16 protein-coding genes are annotated in these 19336 nt (G+C 62.8%); 4 read left to right on the top strand and 12 right to left on the bottom strand.

Going from position 1 to position 19336, the window contains the following annotated elements; translation table 11 throughout:
• Nucleotides 1-104: 104 nt before the first annotated feature.
• On the top strand, nucleotides 105-233 hold the full coding sequence (locus ABGT83_RS12620) for a hypothetical protein (RefSeq protein WP_275664933.1): 129 nt from the start codon (nucleotides 105-107) through the stop codon (nucleotides 231-233).
• Nucleotides 234-253: 20 nt separating this feature from the next.
• On the opposite strand, the gene ABGT83_RS12615 is transcribed toward ABGT83_RS12620, so the two are convergent.
• The 7 genes from ABGT83_RS12615 to ABGT83_RS12585 all read right to left on the bottom strand — a co-directional run bounded on the left by ABGT83_RS12615 (nucleotide 254) and on the right by ABGT83_RS12585 (nucleotide 10092).
• Nucleotides 254-2509: a bifunctional diguanylate cyclase/phosphodiesterase gene (locus ABGT83_RS12615; RefSeq protein WP_346687915.1), complete on the bottom strand. Its 2256-nt coding sequence runs from the start codon at nucleotides 2507-2509 to the stop codon at nucleotides 254-256.
• Nucleotides 2509-3909 (bottom strand): ABC transporter substrate-binding protein, encoded by a 1401-nt coding sequence (locus ABGT83_RS12610; protein ID WP_346687914.1) that lies wholly within the window; start codon nucleotides 3907-3909, stop codon nucleotides 2509-2511. The genes ABGT83_RS12615 and ABGT83_RS12610 overlap by 1 nt, the downstream gene beginning before the upstream one ends.
• A 194-nt stretch (nucleotides 3910-4103) precedes the next feature.
• Nucleotides 4104-5153: an aspartate-semialdehyde dehydrogenase gene (locus tag ABGT83_RS12605; RefSeq protein ID WP_346687912.1), complete on the bottom strand. Its 1050-nt coding sequence runs from the start codon at nucleotides 5151-5153 to the stop codon at nucleotides 4104-4106.
• 194 nt (nucleotides 5154-5347) lie between these two features.
• Complete coding sequence (locus tag ABGT83_RS12600; protein WP_346687910.1) at nucleotides 5348-6628, bottom strand: aspartate kinase; 1281 nt, start codon at nucleotides 6626-6628, stop codon at nucleotides 5348-5350.
• A gap of 513 nt (nucleotides 6629-7141) precedes the next feature.
• Nucleotides 7142-7327, bottom strand: a complete 186-nt coding sequence (locus ABGT83_RS12595; protein WP_346687908.1) for a hypothetical protein — start codon at nucleotides 7325-7327, stop codon at nucleotides 7142-7144.
• 235 nt (nucleotides 7328-7562) lie between these two features.
• A complete protein-coding gene (locus tag ABGT83_RS12590) occupies nucleotides 7563-8738 on the bottom strand; it encodes a helix-turn-helix domain-containing protein (protein ID WP_346687906.1) in 1176 nt (391 codons plus the stop codon).
• A 130-nt stretch (nucleotides 8739-8868) separates the two neighbouring features.
• The gene (locus tag ABGT83_RS12585) at nucleotides 8869-10092 is read right to left on the bottom strand and encodes an MFS transporter (protein WP_346687905.1); all 1224 of its coding nucleotides are present in this window, start codon (nucleotides 10090-10092) and stop codon (nucleotides 8869-8871) included.
• Nucleotides 10093-10335: 243 nt separating this feature from the next.
• Here ABGT83_RS12585 and ABGT83_RS12580 point away from each other — a divergent pair, with 243 nt between their 5' ends.
• Together ABGT83_RS12580 and ABGT83_RS12575 are read left to right on the top strand one after the other, a co-directional pair.
• Entirely contained in the window at nucleotides 10336-11325 is a 990-nt protein-coding gene (locus tag ABGT83_RS12580; RefSeq protein ID WP_103263890.1) for a zinc dependent phospholipase C family protein, read from the top strand.
• A gap of 5 nt (nucleotides 11326-11330) precedes the next feature.
• Complete coding sequence (locus ABGT83_RS12575) at nucleotides 11331-12296, top strand: trimeric intracellular cation channel family protein (protein WP_103263889.1); 966 nt, start codon at nucleotides 11331-11333, stop codon at nucleotides 12294-12296.
• A gap of 114 nt (nucleotides 12297-12410) precedes the next feature.
• On the opposite strand, the gene ABGT83_RS12570 is transcribed toward ABGT83_RS12575, so the two are convergent.
• Genes ABGT83_RS12570 through ABGT83_RS12560 form a run of 3 tightly spaced genes read right to left on the bottom strand, consistent with a single transcriptional unit; the run spans nucleotide 12411 to nucleotide 14769 of the window.
• Nucleotides 12411-13067, bottom strand: coding sequence for a DUF47 domain-containing protein (locus ABGT83_RS12570; RefSeq protein WP_346687902.1), 657 nt, complete (start codon nucleotides 13065-13067; stop codon nucleotides 12411-12413).
• A 10-nt stretch (nucleotides 13068-13077) separates the two neighbouring features.
• Complete coding sequence (locus ABGT83_RS12565; RefSeq protein WP_103263888.1) at nucleotides 13078-13707, bottom strand: DUF47 domain-containing protein; 630 nt, start codon at nucleotides 13705-13707, stop codon at nucleotides 13078-13080.
• A 9-nt stretch (nucleotides 13708-13716) separates the two neighbouring features.
• Nucleotides 13717-14769: an inorganic phosphate transporter gene (locus ABGT83_RS12560; protein ID WP_103263887.1), complete on the bottom strand. Its 1053-nt coding sequence runs from the start codon at nucleotides 14767-14769 to the stop codon at nucleotides 13717-13719.
• A gap of 212 nt (nucleotides 14770-14981) precedes the next feature.
• Between ABGT83_RS12560 and ABGT83_RS12555 the strand changes: the two genes are divergently transcribed.
• Nucleotides 14982-16154 (top strand): MFS transporter, encoded by a 1173-nt coding sequence (locus ABGT83_RS12555; RefSeq protein ID WP_103263886.1) that lies wholly within the window; start codon nucleotides 14982-14984, stop codon nucleotides 16152-16154.
• A gap of 4 nt (nucleotides 16155-16158) precedes the next feature.
• Here the strand turns inward: ABGT83_RS12555 and ABGT83_RS12550 are convergent, their stop codons facing one another.
• Together ABGT83_RS12550 and ABGT83_RS12545 are read right to left on the bottom strand one after the other, a co-directional pair.
• Nucleotides 16159-16824 carry an MBL fold metallo-hydrolase gene (locus ABGT83_RS12550; protein WP_103263885.1) on the bottom strand — a complete coding sequence of 222 codons (666 nt, stop codon included), beginning with the start codon at nucleotides 16822-16824 and terminating at the stop codon, nucleotides 16159-16161.
• A gap of 67 nt (nucleotides 16825-16891) precedes the next feature.
• Nucleotides 16892-19285 carry a RelA/SpoT family protein gene (locus ABGT83_RS12545; RefSeq protein WP_103263884.1) on the bottom strand — a complete coding sequence of 798 codons (2394 nt, stop codon included), beginning with the start codon at nucleotides 19283-19285 and terminating at the stop codon, nucleotides 16892-16894.
• Between the last annotated feature and the right edge of the window lie 51 nt (nucleotides 19286-19336).

Here is a 19336-nt window from a genome sequence, read left to right as displayed (position 1 = left end):
GCGCCCCAACCGCCTTAACACGTTTTTAAGGGGATGCGACCGCTTCTTACACCGTATTTATCGCCTCGTATCTAAGATCGACGACGACGAGAAAGGATGGTCCGATGGATGCTGTCGATTGTATTGCAACGATTCTTGCCGTGCTTATCTGCATCGCGACGGCGCTCTTCATGTTCGTGCTGTTGTTCGTTGACGTCACGGAAAACGGCTGGCACATCACATGCCCGTGGTAGCCAGTCCGCCCCGATCGCGCTCATTCCGCGTTCTCGTCCAGCAGCCGATAGAACTCCTCGGGAGGCACGGGACGCGAGAACACGAAGCCCTGCACCATGTCGCACGCCGTCGTGCGCAGGAACGCCAGCTGCTTCGGCGTTTCCACGCCCTCCATGACCGTGTCCATGCGCAGCTCCTTGGCCATGGTGATGACCGTGCGCACCACCGTTTCCTCCGTGCCGGGAAGTGATCCCTCCAGCAGGAAGTCGCGATCGAGCTTCAGCACGTCGGCAGGCAGGTCCTTCAGCACGTTAAGCGACGACTGGCCCGAGCCAAAGTCGTCGATAGCGCAGCGGAACCCGGCACGGCGCATGCCCTCCGTGATGTCGAACATGCCGTGCAGGTCCTCGATGACGATGCTCTCCGTCAGCTCCAGCTCGCATAGCCCGTCGGGGATGCCGTGCTCGTCCTTGATGCGCACGTACGTGGACAGGAAGTCGGGGCGGTGCAGGTGCAGGCGGGACACGTTCACCGAGATCGGCACCACGGGCAGCCCGGCATCCAAGCGTGCGCGCAGGTTGCGGCATACGCTCTCGAACACGAACTCGTCGAGCCGCAGGATGAAACCGTTCTGCTCGAACAGCGGGATGAACTCGTCGGGCCCCACGATGCCTTCGTCGGGACGGCTCCAGCGCACGAGCGCCTCTCCGCCCAGCACGCGCGTACCCGTCACGTCGTACTTCGGCTGCACGAGGTGGAAGAACTCGCCGTGCTCCAGCGCGCCCTCCATCGAGCGCTCCAGGTCGGCCCGGCGCAGCAGCGCGTCGCGCATGGGCTTGCTGTAGGCGCACGGGGTGGCGCCTTGCTTGCGTGCCTCCGTCTGGGCGATCCGCGCACGGTCCATGAGTTCGGTGACGTCGCGTGCATCGGGCGCGTCCTCCGAACAGCACAGGCCGACATGCAGGGCAAGCGGCTTGCCGTTGCCCATGATGGCGCGCGCCCGCTCAGCTATGCGCTTGCAGGCGTCCAGCGCGTCCTCGCGGCGCGCGTACGGCAGCAGCAACAGGAAATAGTCTGCAGATAGGCGCGCCGCGATGCCGTCCTTCCCCGCTTCGTCGCGCAGGATGGTGGCGAATTCCCGCAGTACCTCGTCGCCGCGCAGGTAGCCGTCCACATCGTTGATGAGCTTGAAGTTGTCGATGTCGATGCACACCGCGGCCACGCCGCCCGCCGCGCCTCCGCCGGCACCATCGGCCTTCGTGCGCTCCGCCAGCCGCGCATCGCCCTCTAGCGCAAACTTGTCTGCGCTGAACAACCCCGTGAGACCGTCGTAGAACGCCATATGCTCGATCTCCTTGCGATGCGCGCGGCTGCCACGCCAGTACACCGCCAGCACGACGCCCAACCCCGCGATGATGACCAGGCACAGAAGCAGCGTAGCGTTGATGATGGCGTTGGCCTGTTCCATGATCACGTCGTTCGGGATGATGGACACCACGTCCCAGCCGTCCGTGCCCTCCAGCGGCGAATAGCAGAACACGTACTCCTCTCCCCGGTACGAGAACAGCGCCACGCCGCGTGCGTTCTGCTTGAGCGCGGTGCGGAACGATTCCACATCCGCCTGATCGTTGCCCTCGAAGCCCACGATGTCGTAGATGTTGGCGAACGTGCGATTGCTATCGCGATGCTGCGATCGCATGACCACATCGCCTTCGTCGTTGACCACGTATGAGAAGCCGCTGTCGTTATAGAACGACAGCGAGAACCGCTCCTCCACATCGCCGAGTGGACGGGCCTTGCGCACGATGCCCGGCGTGCCGTCGGAGAACGTGAAGCGCTCGTACACCCCGATCATGTTGCCGCCCGTGCGCTCGTCCAAAAACGGCTCCAGCACGCCCCGATCGTCGGCCGCGGCGGTCGAGGCCATCTGCTCGTCGGTAAGCCTCGCCGCGTTGGCGTTGTCCGTGCGGTGCACCGTGCCCGTATCCAAGTCGACGCAGACGTACACCGTTCCGTCGTCGTCCATGCCGAACAGCGCCAGCTTCTCGATCAGACGGGCCTCGTCATCGTGACGCTGCACGGACAATTCGGCGGCGAACAGGTCGAGCGTGTCCAGATCCTTCTCGAAGTACGTGTCCAGCGCATGCTGGCCCTGCGCCGTCACTTCCAGCACGTCCGTCACGGACTTCTCCCACAGCGAGTCCTGCACAAAGCGCGAGAACAGCGCCGAACCGGCGATCACGGCCACGGACACCAGCGCCACGAGGATCGAGATGAGCGTCTTCCGCGACTTCATCAGGACGCATCCTCCCCCTCGGCCAACAGGTCGCGCAGCTGGTTCTCAGCTTGGTCAGCCGTCGCTCCCCCGAGCAGCGACACCACGCTTTCGCGCAGCGCGCCCCAGACGGGCAGCAGGATGTTGTCGTCCGCGCCCACGACCGCGCCCGCGGCGAACGCCCCGGACAACGGCAGCAGCGAGGCGTCGTCGGGGGCGGCGTTGCCCTCCAGCGGGCTGAACGAGCACTGGCTGTTCGCGAAGCGCTCGATGGCGGATGGCTGGGTGAGGAAGGCCGCGAACTCCTTGGCCTCTTCGAGATGGGCGCTGTTCGCGTTCACGCTCACCCGTGTGTCGACGTTGACCACGAGCACGGGCCGGTCTTCGAGGACCGGATAGGGATGCACCTCGTACGCCAGGTCCGGCGCCATATCGTGCACGCGCACCGAGGCCCAAGCGCCCGTGAGCATGAACGGGTAGCGGCCGGTGGCGAACTGGTCCAGGTCGTCGGAGGTCTTCTCCGTTTCCAGGGCCGTGCCCGCGTCCACGTAGCCGCGCTCCACGATCCGCTCCACCAGCTCCAAACCGGGGCGCAGCTGCGCGGCCAGCGCATCGGGATCGGCGCTCAGGGCGGCGACACGCTCACGCACGTTGTCGGCGGCGTACACTTCCGCCATGCCCCGTGCGATGGCGAGCGTCTTGAGCGAGATGTCGTTGTTCGCCACGAGCGGCGTGACGCCGTCGGCGAGGAACGCATCGCAGGCGCGCTCGAACTCCGCCAGCGTGCGCGGCGCCTCGATGCCATGCGCGGCCAGCAGGTCGGTGTTGCAGTACAGGCCGAACGCCGAGACGGACGTCGGCACGTACAGGATGGCTCCCTCGGCCTCCATCTGGTCCAAGGCAAGCTTGCTGAACGCGGGGATGGAGGGCAGATCGGCCAGGTCGGCCAGGTAGCCCTTCTTCTCGAACGACAGCGCCGTATCGTGGTCGATCATGAACACGTCGTCGCCAGTGCCGGAATCCAGGCGCTTCACGAGCGCCTCGTAGTACGGCCGGCTCTTGATGCCCTCGTAGGATACGGACACGTTCGGATGGCAGTCCATGTAATCGCGCAGAATGTCCTCAATGGTCATGACGTTGATCGACTCGTACTTGAATCCGAAGAACGTGAGCCGGGTGTCGACCTCCACGTCGTCCGCCGCATCAACGACGATGTTCTTGCTGGTGGAGCAACCGGGAAGCGCGAAGGGAGCGAAGGCTGTCGCCAGGCCGATCGCCGAGATAGCCAGGAAGCGGCGGCGCGTGAGCGGCGAGGCGGACCCGGCCGCAGCGGGCACTTCCGCACGAAGAGAGGCCCCCTGCGAGGCCAAGATCCCCTGGTCGTTGCTTGGTATATGCGCCAAATCCCCATCTTTCGCCATCCGGCATCTCCTTGACATGGTAGCGCAAAATAGCCCGCCGCGCACGCAGAACACGACTGCGCACGCGCGGCAGCCGGGTCGGTTCGAGTCAAAGTTGAACGTCGCCAGCCTCGCGCGGGGCGACGATGCGGCCGAAGCGGAACCGAGCCGCATGGCGGGCCGGCTCCGCTGGGCGGACGCAGGCGAGCGCTGCCCTACGGCAGCAGCAGCTGGGCGATCTGCACGGCGTTGAGCGCGGCGCCCTTGCGGATCTGGTCGGCCACCACCCACATGGCCAGCCCGTGCTCCACCGTGTCGTCGCGGCGCAGGCGGCCGACGTAGGTGTCGTCGGTGCCGGCCAGGATGCCCGGCATGGGATAGGTGTTCGTGGCGCAGTCGTCCATGACCGTGATGCCGTCGGTCGCCGCGAGGGCGGCCCGCGCGGCCTCCACGCCCACGTCGCCGGCGAACTCCACGTTCACCGACTCCGCATGGCAGCGCAGCACGGGCACGCGCACGCAGGTGGCGGCCACCTTGATGCCCTGGTCGCCCATGATCTTCTTCGTCTCCACGACCATCTTCCACTCTTCCTTGGTGGAATCGTCGTCCAGGAACACGTCGATGTGCGGGATGCAGTTGAACGCGATGCGGTGCTGGAACACCTTCACCTCCAGCTCGTCCTCCGGCGTGCCGTCGAGGAACGCCTTGGTCTGGTCGTACAGCTCGGCCATGGCCGGCGCGCCGCCGCCGCTGGCCGCCTGGTAGGTGGACACCACCACGCGCGTGATGGGAGAGAGGTCGTAGAGCGGCTTCAGCGCCACCACCATCTGGATGGTGGAGCAGTTCGGGTTCGCGATGACGCCGTTGTGCCAGGCCACGTCGCCCGGGTTCACCTCGGGCACCACCAGCGGCACGTCCTCGTCCATGCGGAACGCGCTGGAGTTGTCGATCATCACGGCACCTGCATCCACCACAGCCTGGCGCATCTGCTTCGACAGGCCGGCTCCGCAGGAGAACAGCGCGATGTCCACGCCCGCGAACGACTCCGGCGTCATTTCCTGCACCACAAGCTCGCCCGCCGGCACCTGGCCGCAGCCCGCGAAGGGCAGCCTCTTGCCCGCCGAGCGCGCCGACGCCAGTGCCCGCACCTCGCTCGCCGGGAAGTCCACGTCGTGCAGCACCTGCAGGAACTCAGCGCCCACTGCGCCCGTCGCACCCGCTATCGCCACCACCGGATTCGCCGGCATCTTCTTTGTCCAAGTCATAGCAGTTCTCCCTTTCCCCAGGTTGTTTCCAGGTTGGCGTAGTCAGTCAGCGAGAGGAGTCGGGGCGCCGAATTCGTGGGATCGCGGAGGCGAAGCGTACTTCGGTACGCGAGCCGCCGGGATCGCGCGAAGGCGGCGCGCGCCGGTCCTTCGCAGCGTCGAGCCGTTCCGCCGTTCGGCAGAACGGCGGAACGTCAACGTCCCTTGTTCATCTTCGCCGCGATCTCCTCGGCGGAGAGTTGCGTCTCCTCGAACACGCTGTCGCTATCCAGGTCGAACGCCGTATGCAGGCAGCGTACGGCCGCCGCGGCCTGCGCACCGTCCACCACCACCGACAGGCGGATGGGCGAGGTGGAGATGGCCAGGATGTTGATATGGTTTTCGCCGAGCGTCGAGAATGCGCGCGCCGCCACACCGGGCGACGACTTCATGCCCGTTCCCACGAGGCTCACCTTTGCAATGTCCTCGTCCACGTCGTAATCGCGCGCTTTAATGTCGGGCAGGATGCGCTCCACCGTTTCACGCGCTCGCTTCATGTCGGCACCGGGGCAGGTAAAGCTGATGTCCGTGATGCCGGCTTCCGAAATGTTCTGGATGATCATGTCGACGCTCACGGCGTTGCCCGCCAATGCCGAGAACACCTTCGCGGCCACGCCGGTCATGTCGGGCACGCCGCGGATGGTGAACTTCACCTCGGATGTGTCATGGGCGATGCCAGTGATGACGGCTTCCTCCATCATGTCGGTTTCCTCCTTGATATAGGTGCCTTCGGCATCCGAGAACGCCGAGCGCGAATGGATGACCACGTTGAACTTGCGCGCGAACTCCACAGCGCGCATCTGCAACACGCCCGCGCCCGAGCTGGAGAGCTCCAGCATGTCGTCATACCTGATGACATCGAGCTTCTTGGCACGTGGGCACACGCGCGGATCGGCTGTGTACACGCCGTCCACGTCGGAGTAGATCTCGCAGACGTCCGCCCCGATCCCCCAAGCAACCGCGACGGCCGTCGTATCCGATCCGCCGCGCCCGAGCGTGGTGATATCGCCGTGGGCGTCGATCCCCTGGAAGCCTGCGACAACCGCGATCATGCCCCTGTTAACGGCTTCCATGATACGCTCGTTGTGCACCTTCACGATTTTAGCTTTGGCGTGCATGCCGTCCGTCTCGATGCCGGCCTGGCGACCTGTAAAACTCATGGCCTTGTAGCCGCGCGCTTCGATGGCCATAGCCAGAAGCGTCATGGACACCTGCTCGCCGGTGGACAGCAGACGGTCCATCTCACGCGCCGGCGGGTTGTCGTTGAGCGCGCTTGCCAGCCCGACCAGCTCATCGGTCGTCTTACCCATAGCGGACACTACGGCGACGACATCATGGCCTGCCTGCTTGCGCGCGATGAGCCGCTTCGCAACCATCTGGATGCGCTCGGGCGAGGCGACGGACGTGCCTCCGAATTTGCATACGATTAGCGACATGGCTATCTTTCTTTTGACAGTGAACCCAATCGAGCGTTCACTATACCAAAGAGCCCGCCGTCCTACATCCAAAACACCCACGAACAGGCGTTTTTTCACGGGGAATGTAAATGGCCGACCTTGCCCCGAGCCGGATCTTCGGCCAAAGCGCATACCTCAGCATCGTACGCCGCACTCGTTCGGGCCGAAGATTGCCCGAATAATCATTTCAAGCGCACTGATCCCCTTTGAGCGCACCTTGAAAGGCGAATTCTGCAAGAAAAACGAGGTATGGGAACACCAACCCCCCTTTGACAGTGATCGCAGCAGCGCAATACTTTGCATATCGGCGTAATACCTCGCATAAGTCCAGGTCGCGGCATCGTAGATGAGAGCCTCGGAAGCCGCAATGTCCTCCGAGGCTCCCATACCTCGTTTTCTTGACAGAATTCACGTTCTCTCTCGCGCTCAAAGACTATTACGGGAGCTCGGCGCGTCTTCGGAGTGCGCGGACCGCATCAAGCGCCGACAGCTCTACCCAGCTTGGTATATGCTCTCGAGCTCGCCTTTCTCGACGAGGGTGCAAAGCGCGCTGCTAGCCCGCTCGCGTTCGATGCCCAGATGCTCGAAGCGCTTCGCTAGCTTCAGGCAGTACGACAGATCGCCGGAGTCCAGCGACAGCAGGGCGGACGCGGCTTGCTCGTTCAGGTTTCCAAACATGAGATGCTCCTTCCTTCTCGACGTACCTAGCTTACGTGCCGGAAGGAGCAGTGTATTTGGACGATAGGAGAACTTCGGCCGTCCGTCTTGTCCGATCGGACAAGACGGACCTGGCACACTGACGCGGCCCGGCGCCGAGCGACCCTAAGCGAGCTGCAGCCGTCGCCTTGGAGAAGCCGGGCGGAAGCTGGCAGGCGGTAGCAAGTCGTCGCCGAGAGCCGTCGCCCGAGATCGCTCAGCGCGGCAGCAGCGGGTTCGTGTGGTCCAAATACACTAGGCCCAGCAGAAAGGCAAACTCGCGATCAGGGGAGTCAGGCATTCCCAGCACGTTCTTCGCCTTGCGCAGACGGTAGCGAACCGTGTTCGGGTGCTGGCAAAGCGCCTCGGCCGCCAGGCGCAGATCGCCGTAGGACCGCGCGACAGCCTCGCACGTGGCAGCAAACTCGGTGCCGTTGATGTCGTCGTGCTCCTCCAGCAGCGCGCGATGGAGAGCCGCCGTGCGCCAGAACAGACGGCCCTCGCACGCTGCCGCACGGAACGCGTCGTGATGCAAGTCAGCCCAACGCACGGCGCCCCGGCCCTCAATCCGAGCCGTCTTGAGTGCAGCAAGCGCCTCGCGCACGCTCATGTCGCCGTCCGACAGCGGCGTCTCCTCGCCCACCCCAAGCAACACCGAACCTATGGCAAGAAGGCGCGTCACAAGATCGCTTTCGGAACGCGTGCGCACGCCTGCAGGCGGCTGCGCGTACGAGACGAACGCGAGGAGCGCGCCGTGATGGCGAAAGGCGTACACGGCTTCCGCCACATCCCAGTCGTGCTCGAAGCCGTCAAGCACCGCGGTCAGCGCATCAAGAGTCGCATACAACGAACAATCGTCAGTCCCCTGCGGCGCCACGGCGACGCATTGCACCGTGGAACCCGTTACGCCCGCCAGCTCGAATAGCGCCGCACGCGTCGCCTGAGCATCGTGGCCGGACAAAAGGCCGTCCAAAATGCGCCCTTTGTCCGATTGCTCGGCATCGCGGCGGATAAGATCGAGCGCCTGGTAGGCCACCACTTCATGATATGCCCCATCATAGAGGTAGAGCGGAATCCCCGCCTCCTCGGCAGCGTCCACGACGCGCTCGCTCACGATGGGACTATACACCTGCTTCAGCGCGATAGCCGACACGCCTCGCGCGATGAGCACCAGCAACGATCGTTCGGATAGCTCGGGATCGTCACGTGCGAAGCCGAGGTTCGACACGATGAATTCGCCGGGCACATAGGACAGGTACCCGTCGTCCTTATCGGGAGGACAGTCGAGAATGCCCACGTTGCGCACCTCGCGAACCTTGGACCTTGCGCGCCGCGTGAGAGGCCGCACCTGCGCGAACGCCGGCAACGCAAGTATGTCGGCGACGGTGATCATACGAAAGAAACCTCTCTCAAGCGGCTGACCTCACCATGATACGACGAGCTACGGCCGTTCGCCACCTCTGCATAGCTCATCGAGCTCGGCGAACCGAACATCCCGAACGCCCTCGGGCAAGCGCGTCGCCCTACCCCTTCTCCGGCATCCGCCACAGCAGCACGAAGCCCAGCACAAACAGCACGGCTATGGACAGCACGCCCATGGACGAGTTGCCGGTGATCTGAGTGAACACGCTCACCAGAAACGTGCCCATGACGGCGGCGTACTTGCCGAAGATGTCGAAGAAGCCGTAGTACTCGTTCGCGTGCTCCTTGGGGATGAGCTTGCCGAACTCGCTGCGCGACAGCGCCTGGATGCCGCCTTGGAACAGGCCTACGCAGATGGCGAGGATCCAGAACTCCACGGCCTCGCGCAGGAAGAACGCCGCGAACAGCGTGATGCAGAAGTACGCGCCGATGGCCACCAGCAGCATGCGCTTCGTGCCGAACCTCGTGGACAGCCGCCCGTAGGCGATGGCCGACGGGAACGCCACGAACTGCGTCACCAGCAGCGCTAGCACGAGCTGCGTCGCGTCGATGCCCAGGTCGGTACCGTAGCTCGTGGACATCTTGATAATGGTGTGCACGCCGTCGATGTAGCAGAAGAACGCCAGCATGAAGTAGCGCAGCCGCTTGTCCTTGAAGATGCGCTTGAGCGTGCGCGCCAGGCCGCCGAACGTGTCGCGGATCAGATGCGCGGGGCGCTCTTTGAAATGCGTCTGGTGCACGTTCCTGATGAGCGGGATGCTGAACGCCACCCACCACACAGCCGTGATGAGGAATGCCACCTTCATCCCCACGTCCATGGGGATGCCGATGGTCGGCCCGCCCAGCACCACGGCCAGGCACGCTATGAACGGCACGCACGAGCCGATGTAACCCCACGCATAGCCCTGCGACGACACCTCGTCGTAGCGCTCGTCGTCGGTGGCGTCCACGAGGAACGCGTCGTAGAACACCATCGAGCCGTTCAGCATGATGGACGCGATCACGTACAGCACGAGGAACGCCATCGCCGCCGTGGGGATGCCAAGCGCTGCAAGCGCGATGGCACCGGTGCCCACCGTGCCGATGAAGAACTTCTTCTTGTTGCCCTTGAGGTCGGCGAGGCTGCCCAGGACGGGCATGAGCAGGGCCAGTACGAGCGACGCCGCCGTTTCGGCGTAGCCCCAGGCCACCACGACCGACGAACCGGGCTCGGCGATCGAGGCGAAGTACACGGGAATGAGCGCCGTGGCCAACAGCACGAACGCCGAATTGCCCACATCGTAGAGAATCCAGCTTTTCTCCTGCTTCGTCAGCTTGCCCGCCATGGCCGCGCCTCTCGTCTTTCGCATTCGGACTTGCATCGCCGTTTTCGCGCCGAAACCCCACCGACGCGTCTTCTCTGCTGCCGCTCGTCCGAGCGCGCGCAAAGGCCCCTCGCGCAGGGTGCCGACCATCCCCGCTCGGCAGTATGTTGAAAGCAAACCGATGGTTAACAACTCACCGCACATTGTATATGATGAGGGCCGTTGATACTCGTTAATTTACGGTAAGGAACGGAGCGTCATCGCATGCCGGCAATCATCACCCACGACTCTTTTGGACGCGACGTCTACGACCGGCTTTTCAGCCTGATCGGCGGCTCGCGCGACGAAGCCGAAGCGTTCCTCTTGGGCAACCAAGGGCCCGATCCGCTCTTCTACGCCGTGCTCAGCCCGCGGCTGCGCGCGCATAACCGTCTGGGCAGCACCATGCACGACAAGCGTCCGAACGAATTGCTGGCCGCCTTTAAAAGCTCGTTGTCGGTGCTGGACAGCGTAGAACGGCCCATCGGTCGCGCGTATGCACTCGGATTCCTGTGCCATTACGTGCTGGACTCGACAGCGCACCCCTTCGTATTCTTCAACGAGTACGAGGCGTGCGACGCCGGCGAGCCGGGTTTGACCCGAGCAGACGGATCCGAGGTGCATGCCGTCATCGAAAGCGAACTCGACGAACTCGTCCTGTTCAAAAAGCGCGAGACCACCGTTGCTGCGTTCAACCCCGCGGAGGAGATTCTCAAGGCGAGTGATCTGGTGCTGCGAGTCGTGTCGAAGATGTACGTCTACGTCGCGGTCACCGTGTACGGCGAGGCGATACCCGCCGATCTGTTCGCAACGGCCGTGAAGGACTTCCGCATCGCCCAGCAGGCGTTCCACTCCCCTCGCGGCTTGAAGCGCGCCGCCATCGGCCGTATCGAGCGATTGGCGCGCCCGCACTCGTTCTTCCGCGCAATGAGCCATCGACCCGTAAAGTTGACGGAGAGTGTTTTCGACAACCATGAGCATCGCACGTGGGAAGATCCCTTCACGGGAAAGGCTCGCACGGAGGGATTCTGGGATCTCTACGACGAAGCGCTTAGGAAGGCTCCTCCGAGCATATCAGCATTCGACCAGGAAGGATTCGACGTCGAAGCGGCGCGCCGCATCACCGGCGACTTGAACTTCTCAGGACAGCCCGTCGTCGCCCTGCTCGTCTCGGTTGAGGACAGTGAAGCCGACGACATTCCTGAAAACGCCTAGACTCCATGCTCGAGGTTGTCCTTACCATCCCCTTCTGGCTCGAACTCGCCGCCGTGCTCACCGGCGGTCTGTCCGGCGCCATGAGCGCTGTGCGAGCCCGCTACGACATCTTCGGCGTGGTCTGCATCGCCATCATCACCGGTCTGGCAGGCGGCATCATGCGTGACCTGCTGCTGCAGAACTACGGTATCTACGCGTTCCAGCGCCCCACGCTCATCGTGGCAGCGGCCGCGGCGGGCGTCATCGTGTTCTTCTTCGGCAAGCTGGCCACCTATCTTGATCCCGTCGTCGACCTGCTCGACAACCTCTCGGTCGCGCTCTGGGCCGTCATCAGCGTGGGAAAGGCCCTGTCAGCCGGCCTCGACATCGTTCCAGCCGTCATCCTGGGTACCATCACCGCCGTCGGCGGCGGCATTCTGCGCGACATCTGTATGAACCGCGAGCCGGAGGCATTCCAAGCCGGTGCTCTGTATGGGTCGGCGGCGCTCATCGGCTCGATCGCGTACGCCCTCATGGCGCAGAACCACATCCTTGACCAGTATGCGGCGCTAACCTGCGCCGTGCTCGTGCTGGGACTGCGTTACGCGTCGCTGTTCTTCGGATGGAGAACCAGCCCGCCGCGCGATTACTCGGATGTGGTGACGAGCGCCGTCGCCAAGCCGGTAAAATCCGTGGCGCGGCGAGTGCGCCCGCCCAAAGGCAAGGTGGAACGCGATAAGGAGCGGCGGGGCTACGAAAAGCTCCGCGCGTTCTGGGCGCGCATGAACGGCGAGGTCGTCCCGAAACGGAATGCGAAAAGCGGGCGCGAGCTCGAAGTACCCGATGGGCGAACAGCCCCAAGCGATGCTTCCGTTGAGCATGCGGCAGATCCGAGCGACCGCATCATCGTCGACCGCGAGGAGCTGCGCCGCATCATGGGCAGCGCAGGCGAGAACGACCAGCCCCCCGATCCATTCGAACCCCGTCGCTGATCACCGGCGCAGGCGACCTTCGCATTTCAACGTTGCTCCACGGGCGCATCGTTCATGCCGCCCTGTGCGCGAAGCCCCGTGCTGCTCCATCGTCACGCGCTCGGTCCAATCCCGCTATGCGTTCTTGAGCAGAATGCCGCGCATCGTGTCAGCCACATGCTCGCATGCATCGCAGCATTGCTCCATCCGACCGAAAATCTGAGACCACACAAGCAAGTTCTTGCCTTCTTCCCCGCTGTCTCCGTACAGAGCGCGATTTACCTCGCGAAACAGCCGATCGGCTTCCTCTTCGTAGGTGTTCACGTCAATGACGAGACGCTTGAACTCTTTCGACTTCTTGAAATTGCGGAACTCGCCCATGGCCCGATCGAGCGCCTTGCAGCTTTTCTTAACGAGTCGGGCGAACGCACGCGCTTCGGCGTGCATGGCTTGCACGTCGTACATGTAGAAGCACAGCACCACATCTTCGATCCGGTCGATCAGGTCATCGAGTTCGCGTGTCATGTCGATGATATCGTCGCGCTCGATCGGCGTCATGAAGTCGCGAGCCAGGCGCTTGTACACCTGATGGCAGTACTCGTCGCTGCGGTTCTCAAGCTCGTGCGCGCGCTCCATGTGCTCGTGCACGCTTTCAGGCGAAGCGTAGTCGTCGATCACCTTGACCAGCAGGCCCGCTACGGTGACGGCGGCCCCTGATTGCTTTTGAAACAGGTTGAAATAGTCCGCCGCACCGTCCGTGCCATGCTTGCCGTTCTTCATGCCCTTGCCCATGAGCGCGCCCTTACACGTTCTTGAGCAGTATGGTGTTCATCGTGTCGGCAGCATGCTCGCACGCGTCACAGCACTTCTCCATGCGCTCGAAAATCTGCGTCCAAACCAGCACGCGCATAGGGTTCTCGCGATCGACGGTGTGCAGCTTGCGAATCGCGTTCATGAAATGCTGGTCGGCCTCTTCCTCATAGGTATTCACATCGATGATGAGCTGCTTGAACTTCTTCGACTTCTTGAAATTGCGGAAGTCCTCCATAGCCGTGTCGAGCGCCATACAGCTCTTCTTGATGAGGCAGGCGAATTCGCGGGCATCGTTATGCATGAAGTGGACGTCGTACATGTAGAAGCGCTGCATGACGTCTTCGATAAAGTCGACAATGTTGTCGAGCGCATGCGCGAGGCCGATGATATCCTCGCGATCGATGGGCGTGATGAAATCGGTGGCCACCGTCTTGAGGATTGCGTGGTTGATCTCGTCTCCCTCATGCTCGATTGTATGGGCCAGCTCCATGATGTTCCCAAGCGCCTCGGCTTCGGTGAATCCATCAATCGCCTCTATCAGCAGATCGGCCTCTCGAACCGCAACTTCCGTTTGCTTCTCGAACGCAGCGAAATAGTCGAACTTGTTCTTCTTGCCCATGGGGCCTCCTTACGAGAACATCAAGAACAGATGGGCGAACACGAACCCGAGCAAACCGCAGCCCGGGAACGTGAGCACCCACGTTTTTACCATATCGACGGCAATCCCCCACTTTACCGCGCTCTTGCGCTTGGCCGCCCCCACGCCCATGATGGCCGTCGTGTTCGTGTGCGTCGTGGACACCGGCAGCCCGGCGAACGTGGATAGCATGAGACAGAAAAATGTCGCGCAGCTGGCGGCGAAGCCTTGGAAGGGCTCGAGCTTCACCATGTCGAGGCCGACGCTCTTGATGATGCGCTCGCCTCCCACAGCCGTTCCGAGTCCCATATTGAAAGCGCAAAAAACCATAAGCCATAGAGGCAGCGCCATGTTTTCGGCGCCGTCCGTGCCCGATGCCAGCATAATGGCCAGCACGAAGATGCTCATGAACTTCTGTCCGTCCTGCGCCCCGTGCATAAAGGCGACGCCTGCGCCCGAGACGATCTGCGCCCAACGGAAGACGGACGCCGTCTTATGACGATCCATGTTGGCGCACAGCCGTCCGATGATCTTTGAATTGAACCACCCGAGGAAAAAGCCGAGAAGCGTGGACAGCAGAATGCCGTACACCACTTTGATCCACTCCTCGCCGTTGATGGCGCCGAAACCGCCCTGCAGCGCGATGGCCGCTCCGGTGAGCCCGGCAATAAGCGAATGGCTTTGCGAAGTGGGAATGCCGAACCACCAGGCAGCGACCCCCCATACGATGATGGCAACCATAGCCGCCATGAGCGCGATGAGCGATTGACGGGCGTCGCCCCCAAAGTCGACCATGTTGAAAATGGTGTGCGCAACGGCTGCCGTAAACAACGATATAACCAAAAGTCCGAGAAAATTGCAGATGGCAGCCATGACGATGGCATGCTTCGGCTTCATCGCGCGCGTCGAAACCACTGTGGCAATCGCATTGGGGGCATCGGTCGCCCCGTTGACAACGATGACGCCGATATTCAGCAGGGTCACCGCCACCAGCACCGGGTTGGAGGCGAGCTCGGCAACAAACGCAGCCCACTCGATGGTCATGAACGCCCTCTCGACAAAACGAAGCAACGATTCGGCACATCATCAGTTTAACGTAAAACCGCGGAACCGAAAGACTTTCGCCACGCCTTTTTATGAAGGCGTGCCGAGGGGTCGGCGAAAGATGCACGGAGCCGCTTGATCATGGTAGATTATGGGGATCGTCATGAGGGACGGGTGCCTGCGAGGAGATCGACCGGGGAGGGGAGGCGGACATGAGGGCGAGAATCCAGCTGCCGTTGCAGACGGCCGATTTGATCGCGGGGTTTATGGCCTGGGTCATCCTGTCGTCGCTGCTGCCCGCCATCAAGCAGGATATCGCCATACCCGAAAACCAGCTCGCGCTGCTCACGGCCGTGCCCGTGGTGTTGGGAAGCGTGCTTCGGGTGCCGTTCGGCTACCTCGCGGACCTGCTGGGAGCCCGCGTCATGTTCACGGCAAGCTTCGTGCTACTGCTGGCCCCGGTCTGGCTCATCAGCTCTGCGACAACCTGGCAGGAATTGCTCGTCGGCGGCGTGTTCCTCGGTTTGGGCGGCGCGGTATTCTCCATAGGCGTAACCTCGCTGCCTGCTTACTACCCGCAAGAGCGCCATGGTTTTGTAAACGGCGTGTACGGATTCGGCAACGTGGGCACAGCCCTCACCACATGGCTCGCTCCCGTGGCGGCGGCCGCCTTCGGCTGGCGTGCGGCCGCGCAACTCTACCTCATACTGCTGGCCGCATTCGCCGTGCTGAACTTTGCACTGGGCGACCGCAGCGAACCGCGTGCGAAGACGCCCATTATGAGCCAGTTGCGCGCCATCTGGCGCGATAGCCGTTTGTGGAAGTTTTCGCTGTTCTATTTCGTCACGTTCGGAGCGTTCGTGGCACTCACCGTGTACCTGCCGAATTTCCTCACGTCGCACTACGGCTTGGACGGCGTCACGGCAGGTATCGCCACCTCAGCATTCATTGTGACGGCCGCCGTTGTTCGCGTGCTGGGCGGATGGCTGGCCGACCGCTTCGACTGCCATCGATTGCTCGCCGGGACGTTCGCCGCGCACATCGCAGGCGCGGTCGTGCTGGCCGCGGCGCCGGGGCTGTCCCTGTACCTGGCGGGCATCTACCTCATCGGCGCCGCGTGCGGCATCGGCAACGGCGTGGTGTTCAAGCTCGTGCCAAGCGCTTTCGGCAAGCAGGCCGGCTTGGCCAACGGCATTGTGTCCATGTGGGGCGGTCTGGGCGGATTCTTCCCACCGCTCGTCCTCTCGGCATCCTTGGCCGCATTCGGCTCCTACGTGCCGGGATTCGCCGCCTTTGCCTTGTTCGCCGCTGCGTGTCTAGCTATCGCCGCATCGATGGGCAAGCGCTTGGCGCCGCAAGAGCCGCCGGCCAGAGGCCGGCGGTAACCTCCTAGGCGTAGAACGCGAAGACCCGCCGACGCTCGTCGCCTATCCTGGTGAGCGCCTCGTGCCCAGGAAGAACGACGGTCTCGTCAGGCAGTGCAGCCAAACGCTTGAGCGATTTCCGCATAGCCTTCATGTCTCCGCCATGGAAGTCGGTGCGTCCGATGGAGCCGCAGAACAGCGTATCGCCCGAAACGAGCACGGGCGCACCTGCTGGATCGGTACCGAACTGCGGATCGAGGAAGAGGCAGATGCCGCCCTCGGTGTGCCCCGGCGTGAGAATCACCTTCCACGGCATGTTCCCGATCTTGACGATATCGCCATCGCTTACCGTGTGGTCGACCGGGCACGGCTCGAAGCGCATGTCATCGTGCGGCAGCTTCGTCCGGCCCGAGATGACGGGCGCATCGATAGCGGAAGCGATGACGATGGCCCCGGTCTTGTCGCGCAGTTCCTTGGCGGCTCCCACGTGGTCGGAGTGGCGGTGCGTCAAAACGATGGCATCGAGTTTGCGATCGCCGAGCGCGTCGAGTATCTCGTCAGCCTTGCACGTGGGATCCACCACGAAGGTGGCCTCATCATCCGAGACGATGAACACGTTGTTTGCGATCATGCCGAGCACGAGATACTCGACCGGCACGCAGGTGCCCTTTACCTTGTGAATCCGAGCCATAGGAGGCTCCTTCCTTCTCGATCGACACTGTATGTCGTCGTCGCGCGGGACGCGTCCGCGACGACCCTTATTTCTTCTTGCCGCTGCCTGCTTTAGGCACCATGCGACGCGCATCGAACACGCCTTCAACATCGCGCAGCCGGTTCAATACGATATCGATGTGCGCGATGTCGGACACCTGGAACAAAAAGCGCATCTCAACCATACCGTCGCGATGCGATGTGGTGGAGCAAGCCAGCACGTTCGCGCCCATTTCCGAGAGGATGATGGTCACGTCGCGCAGCAGATTCATGCGATCAAGCGCCTCGATGAGCACTTCCACCTTGAACGAGGTGTTCTTCGGCAGGTCGTGCTCCCACGACACGTCGATGATGCGCTCGGGCGTCTGCTTCAGATCCTGCGCGTTCGGACAATCGGCGCGATGCACCGACACTCCGCGACCTCGCGTCACGAAACCGAGTATCTCATCGCCCGGCACCGGGTTGCAGCACTTCGACAGGCGCACGAGCACGTCGTCGATGCCCTTCACCACCACGCCGTTGGACGTGTGCGCCTCGTGCTTTTTGGGCCGCTTCACGCTGGTGAGCATGGGGGGCAGCTTGCCTGTGGACATGGTGCCCGAACCCAGGCCCGGCGCTTCGTCGGCCTCGGTGCCGCGATCAACGAGTATCTTCAGCAGGCGGTTCGCCACGTGCTGGGCGCCTTCTTTGCCCGTGCCGATGTTGACGAGCATGTCATCGGCATCGCGAAAGCCCATGTGCTCGGCCACCGCCTTCATAGCGCGCATGGACTGCGCGTTCGAAATGCCAAGGCCGTGCTTGCGCATCTCGCGGGTCAGCTTATCGCGGCCAGCCTGCAGATCATCGCCGCGGCTGATCTTGCTGAAGTACGAGCGTATTTTGCTGCGCGCGCTGGGCGTCTTCACGATGTTCAGCCAGTCGCGCGAAGGACTTGCGCTTTTCTGTGTGAGGATCTCCACACGGTCGCCCAGCTGCAGCTCGTAGGTAAGCGGCACGATGGCCCCGTTCACCTTTGCGCCCACGCAGTGGTTGCCCACCTCGGTATGGATGGCATAGGCGAAATCGACGGGAGTCGACCCCGAGCGCAGGCTCATGGCCTCGCCCTTGGGCGTGAACACGTACACCTCGGTGGGAGCGAGGTCGACCTTGAGGTCTTTGAGAAACTCTCGCGAATCCTGCGTCTCGCTCTGCCAATCGATCATCTGGCGCAACCAGGCGAGCTGCTGGTCGAGCGCATCACCGCTCTTGCCGCCCTTCTCCTTATAGCGCCAATGCGCTGCCACGCCGTACTCGCTTTGACGATGCATGTCCTCTGTGCGAATCTGCACTTCAAGCGGCCGGCCCGCCGGGCCGATGACCGTGGTGTGCAAGCTCTGGTACATGTTGAACTTCGGCATGGCGATGTAGTCTTTGAAGCGGCCGGGCATGGGGTGCCACAAGGTGTGCACCGCGCCGAGCGCCGAATAGCAGTCCTTGACCGACTTCACGATGATGCGCACCGCGATGAGGTCGTATATCTCGGAAAAGCCCTTGCCCTTCTTCGTCATCTTCTGGTAGATGGAGTAAAGGTGCTTCGGGCGCCCCATGATTTGGGCCTGGATACCAACTTTCTCCATTTCATCTCGCAGGATCTCGATGATCTGATCGAGATAGCCTTCGCGCTCCGCACGGCTTTCGGTGACCATGCGCGAAACCTGTTTGAACTTGTTCGGTTCCAAGTAGAAGAACGACAGGTCCTCAAGTTCCCACTTGATGTTGTTGATCCCCAGACGGTGCGCGATGGGCGCGTATATCTCCAGGGTCTCGCGTGCCTTGAAGATACGGCGATCCTCGCGCAGTGCGCCCAGGGTGCGCATGTTATGCAACCGGTCGGCCAATTTGATGACGATAACGCGGATGTCCTTGCTCATGGCCACGAGCATCTTGCGAATGGTGGCGGCCTGCTCGTCGGAAAGGCTCTCCACCTCGATGCGCGTGATCTTCGTCACGCCCTCCACCAGCTGTGCGATTTCAGGGCTGAACTCCTGCTCCACCAGCTCGCGCGTGACCGTTGTATCCTCGACGGTGTCGTGCAGCAGAGCTGCGGACAACGTCTCCACATCCATGCGCAGATCGGCCAGGATAATAGCCACCTCCACGGGATGCGCGATAAATGGCTCGCCGCTTTTGCGGCACTGGCCGGCATGCGCCTCGCTCGCGAACGCGAACGCCTTGGCCAGCACGGCTTCGTCCTCCTCGGAGAGGTACGTCGACGTCAGGCGCTGCAGCTCGGCGAAACGCTCTTCGGGCGTCCTTGACGCCTGGCTTTCCTTCTTAGCGTCGGGAGCGAACGACTTCTCGGCCACGCGCGGCCTCCCAAGCAGGTTGTCCTCCACGGTCTGGCGGTGCGAGCCGGGTTCGAGCGGCGTACCCAGCAGCTCTTCATGACCGTCTTTGCCCATCGTCAACCTCCTCTCTTCCATCCTGCGCGCCCGCGCACGCATGCGGTTTTG

It is taken from the genome of Enteroscipio rubneri, assembly GCF_963929405.1.
Taxonomy (GTDB): Bacteria; Actinomycetota; Coriobacteriia; order Coriobacteriales; family Eggerthellaceae; genus Enteroscipio; species Enteroscipio rubneri.
The sequence above is the reverse complement of the archived record's forward strand: the minus strand, read 5'-3'. Positions and strand labels throughout refer to the sequence as shown.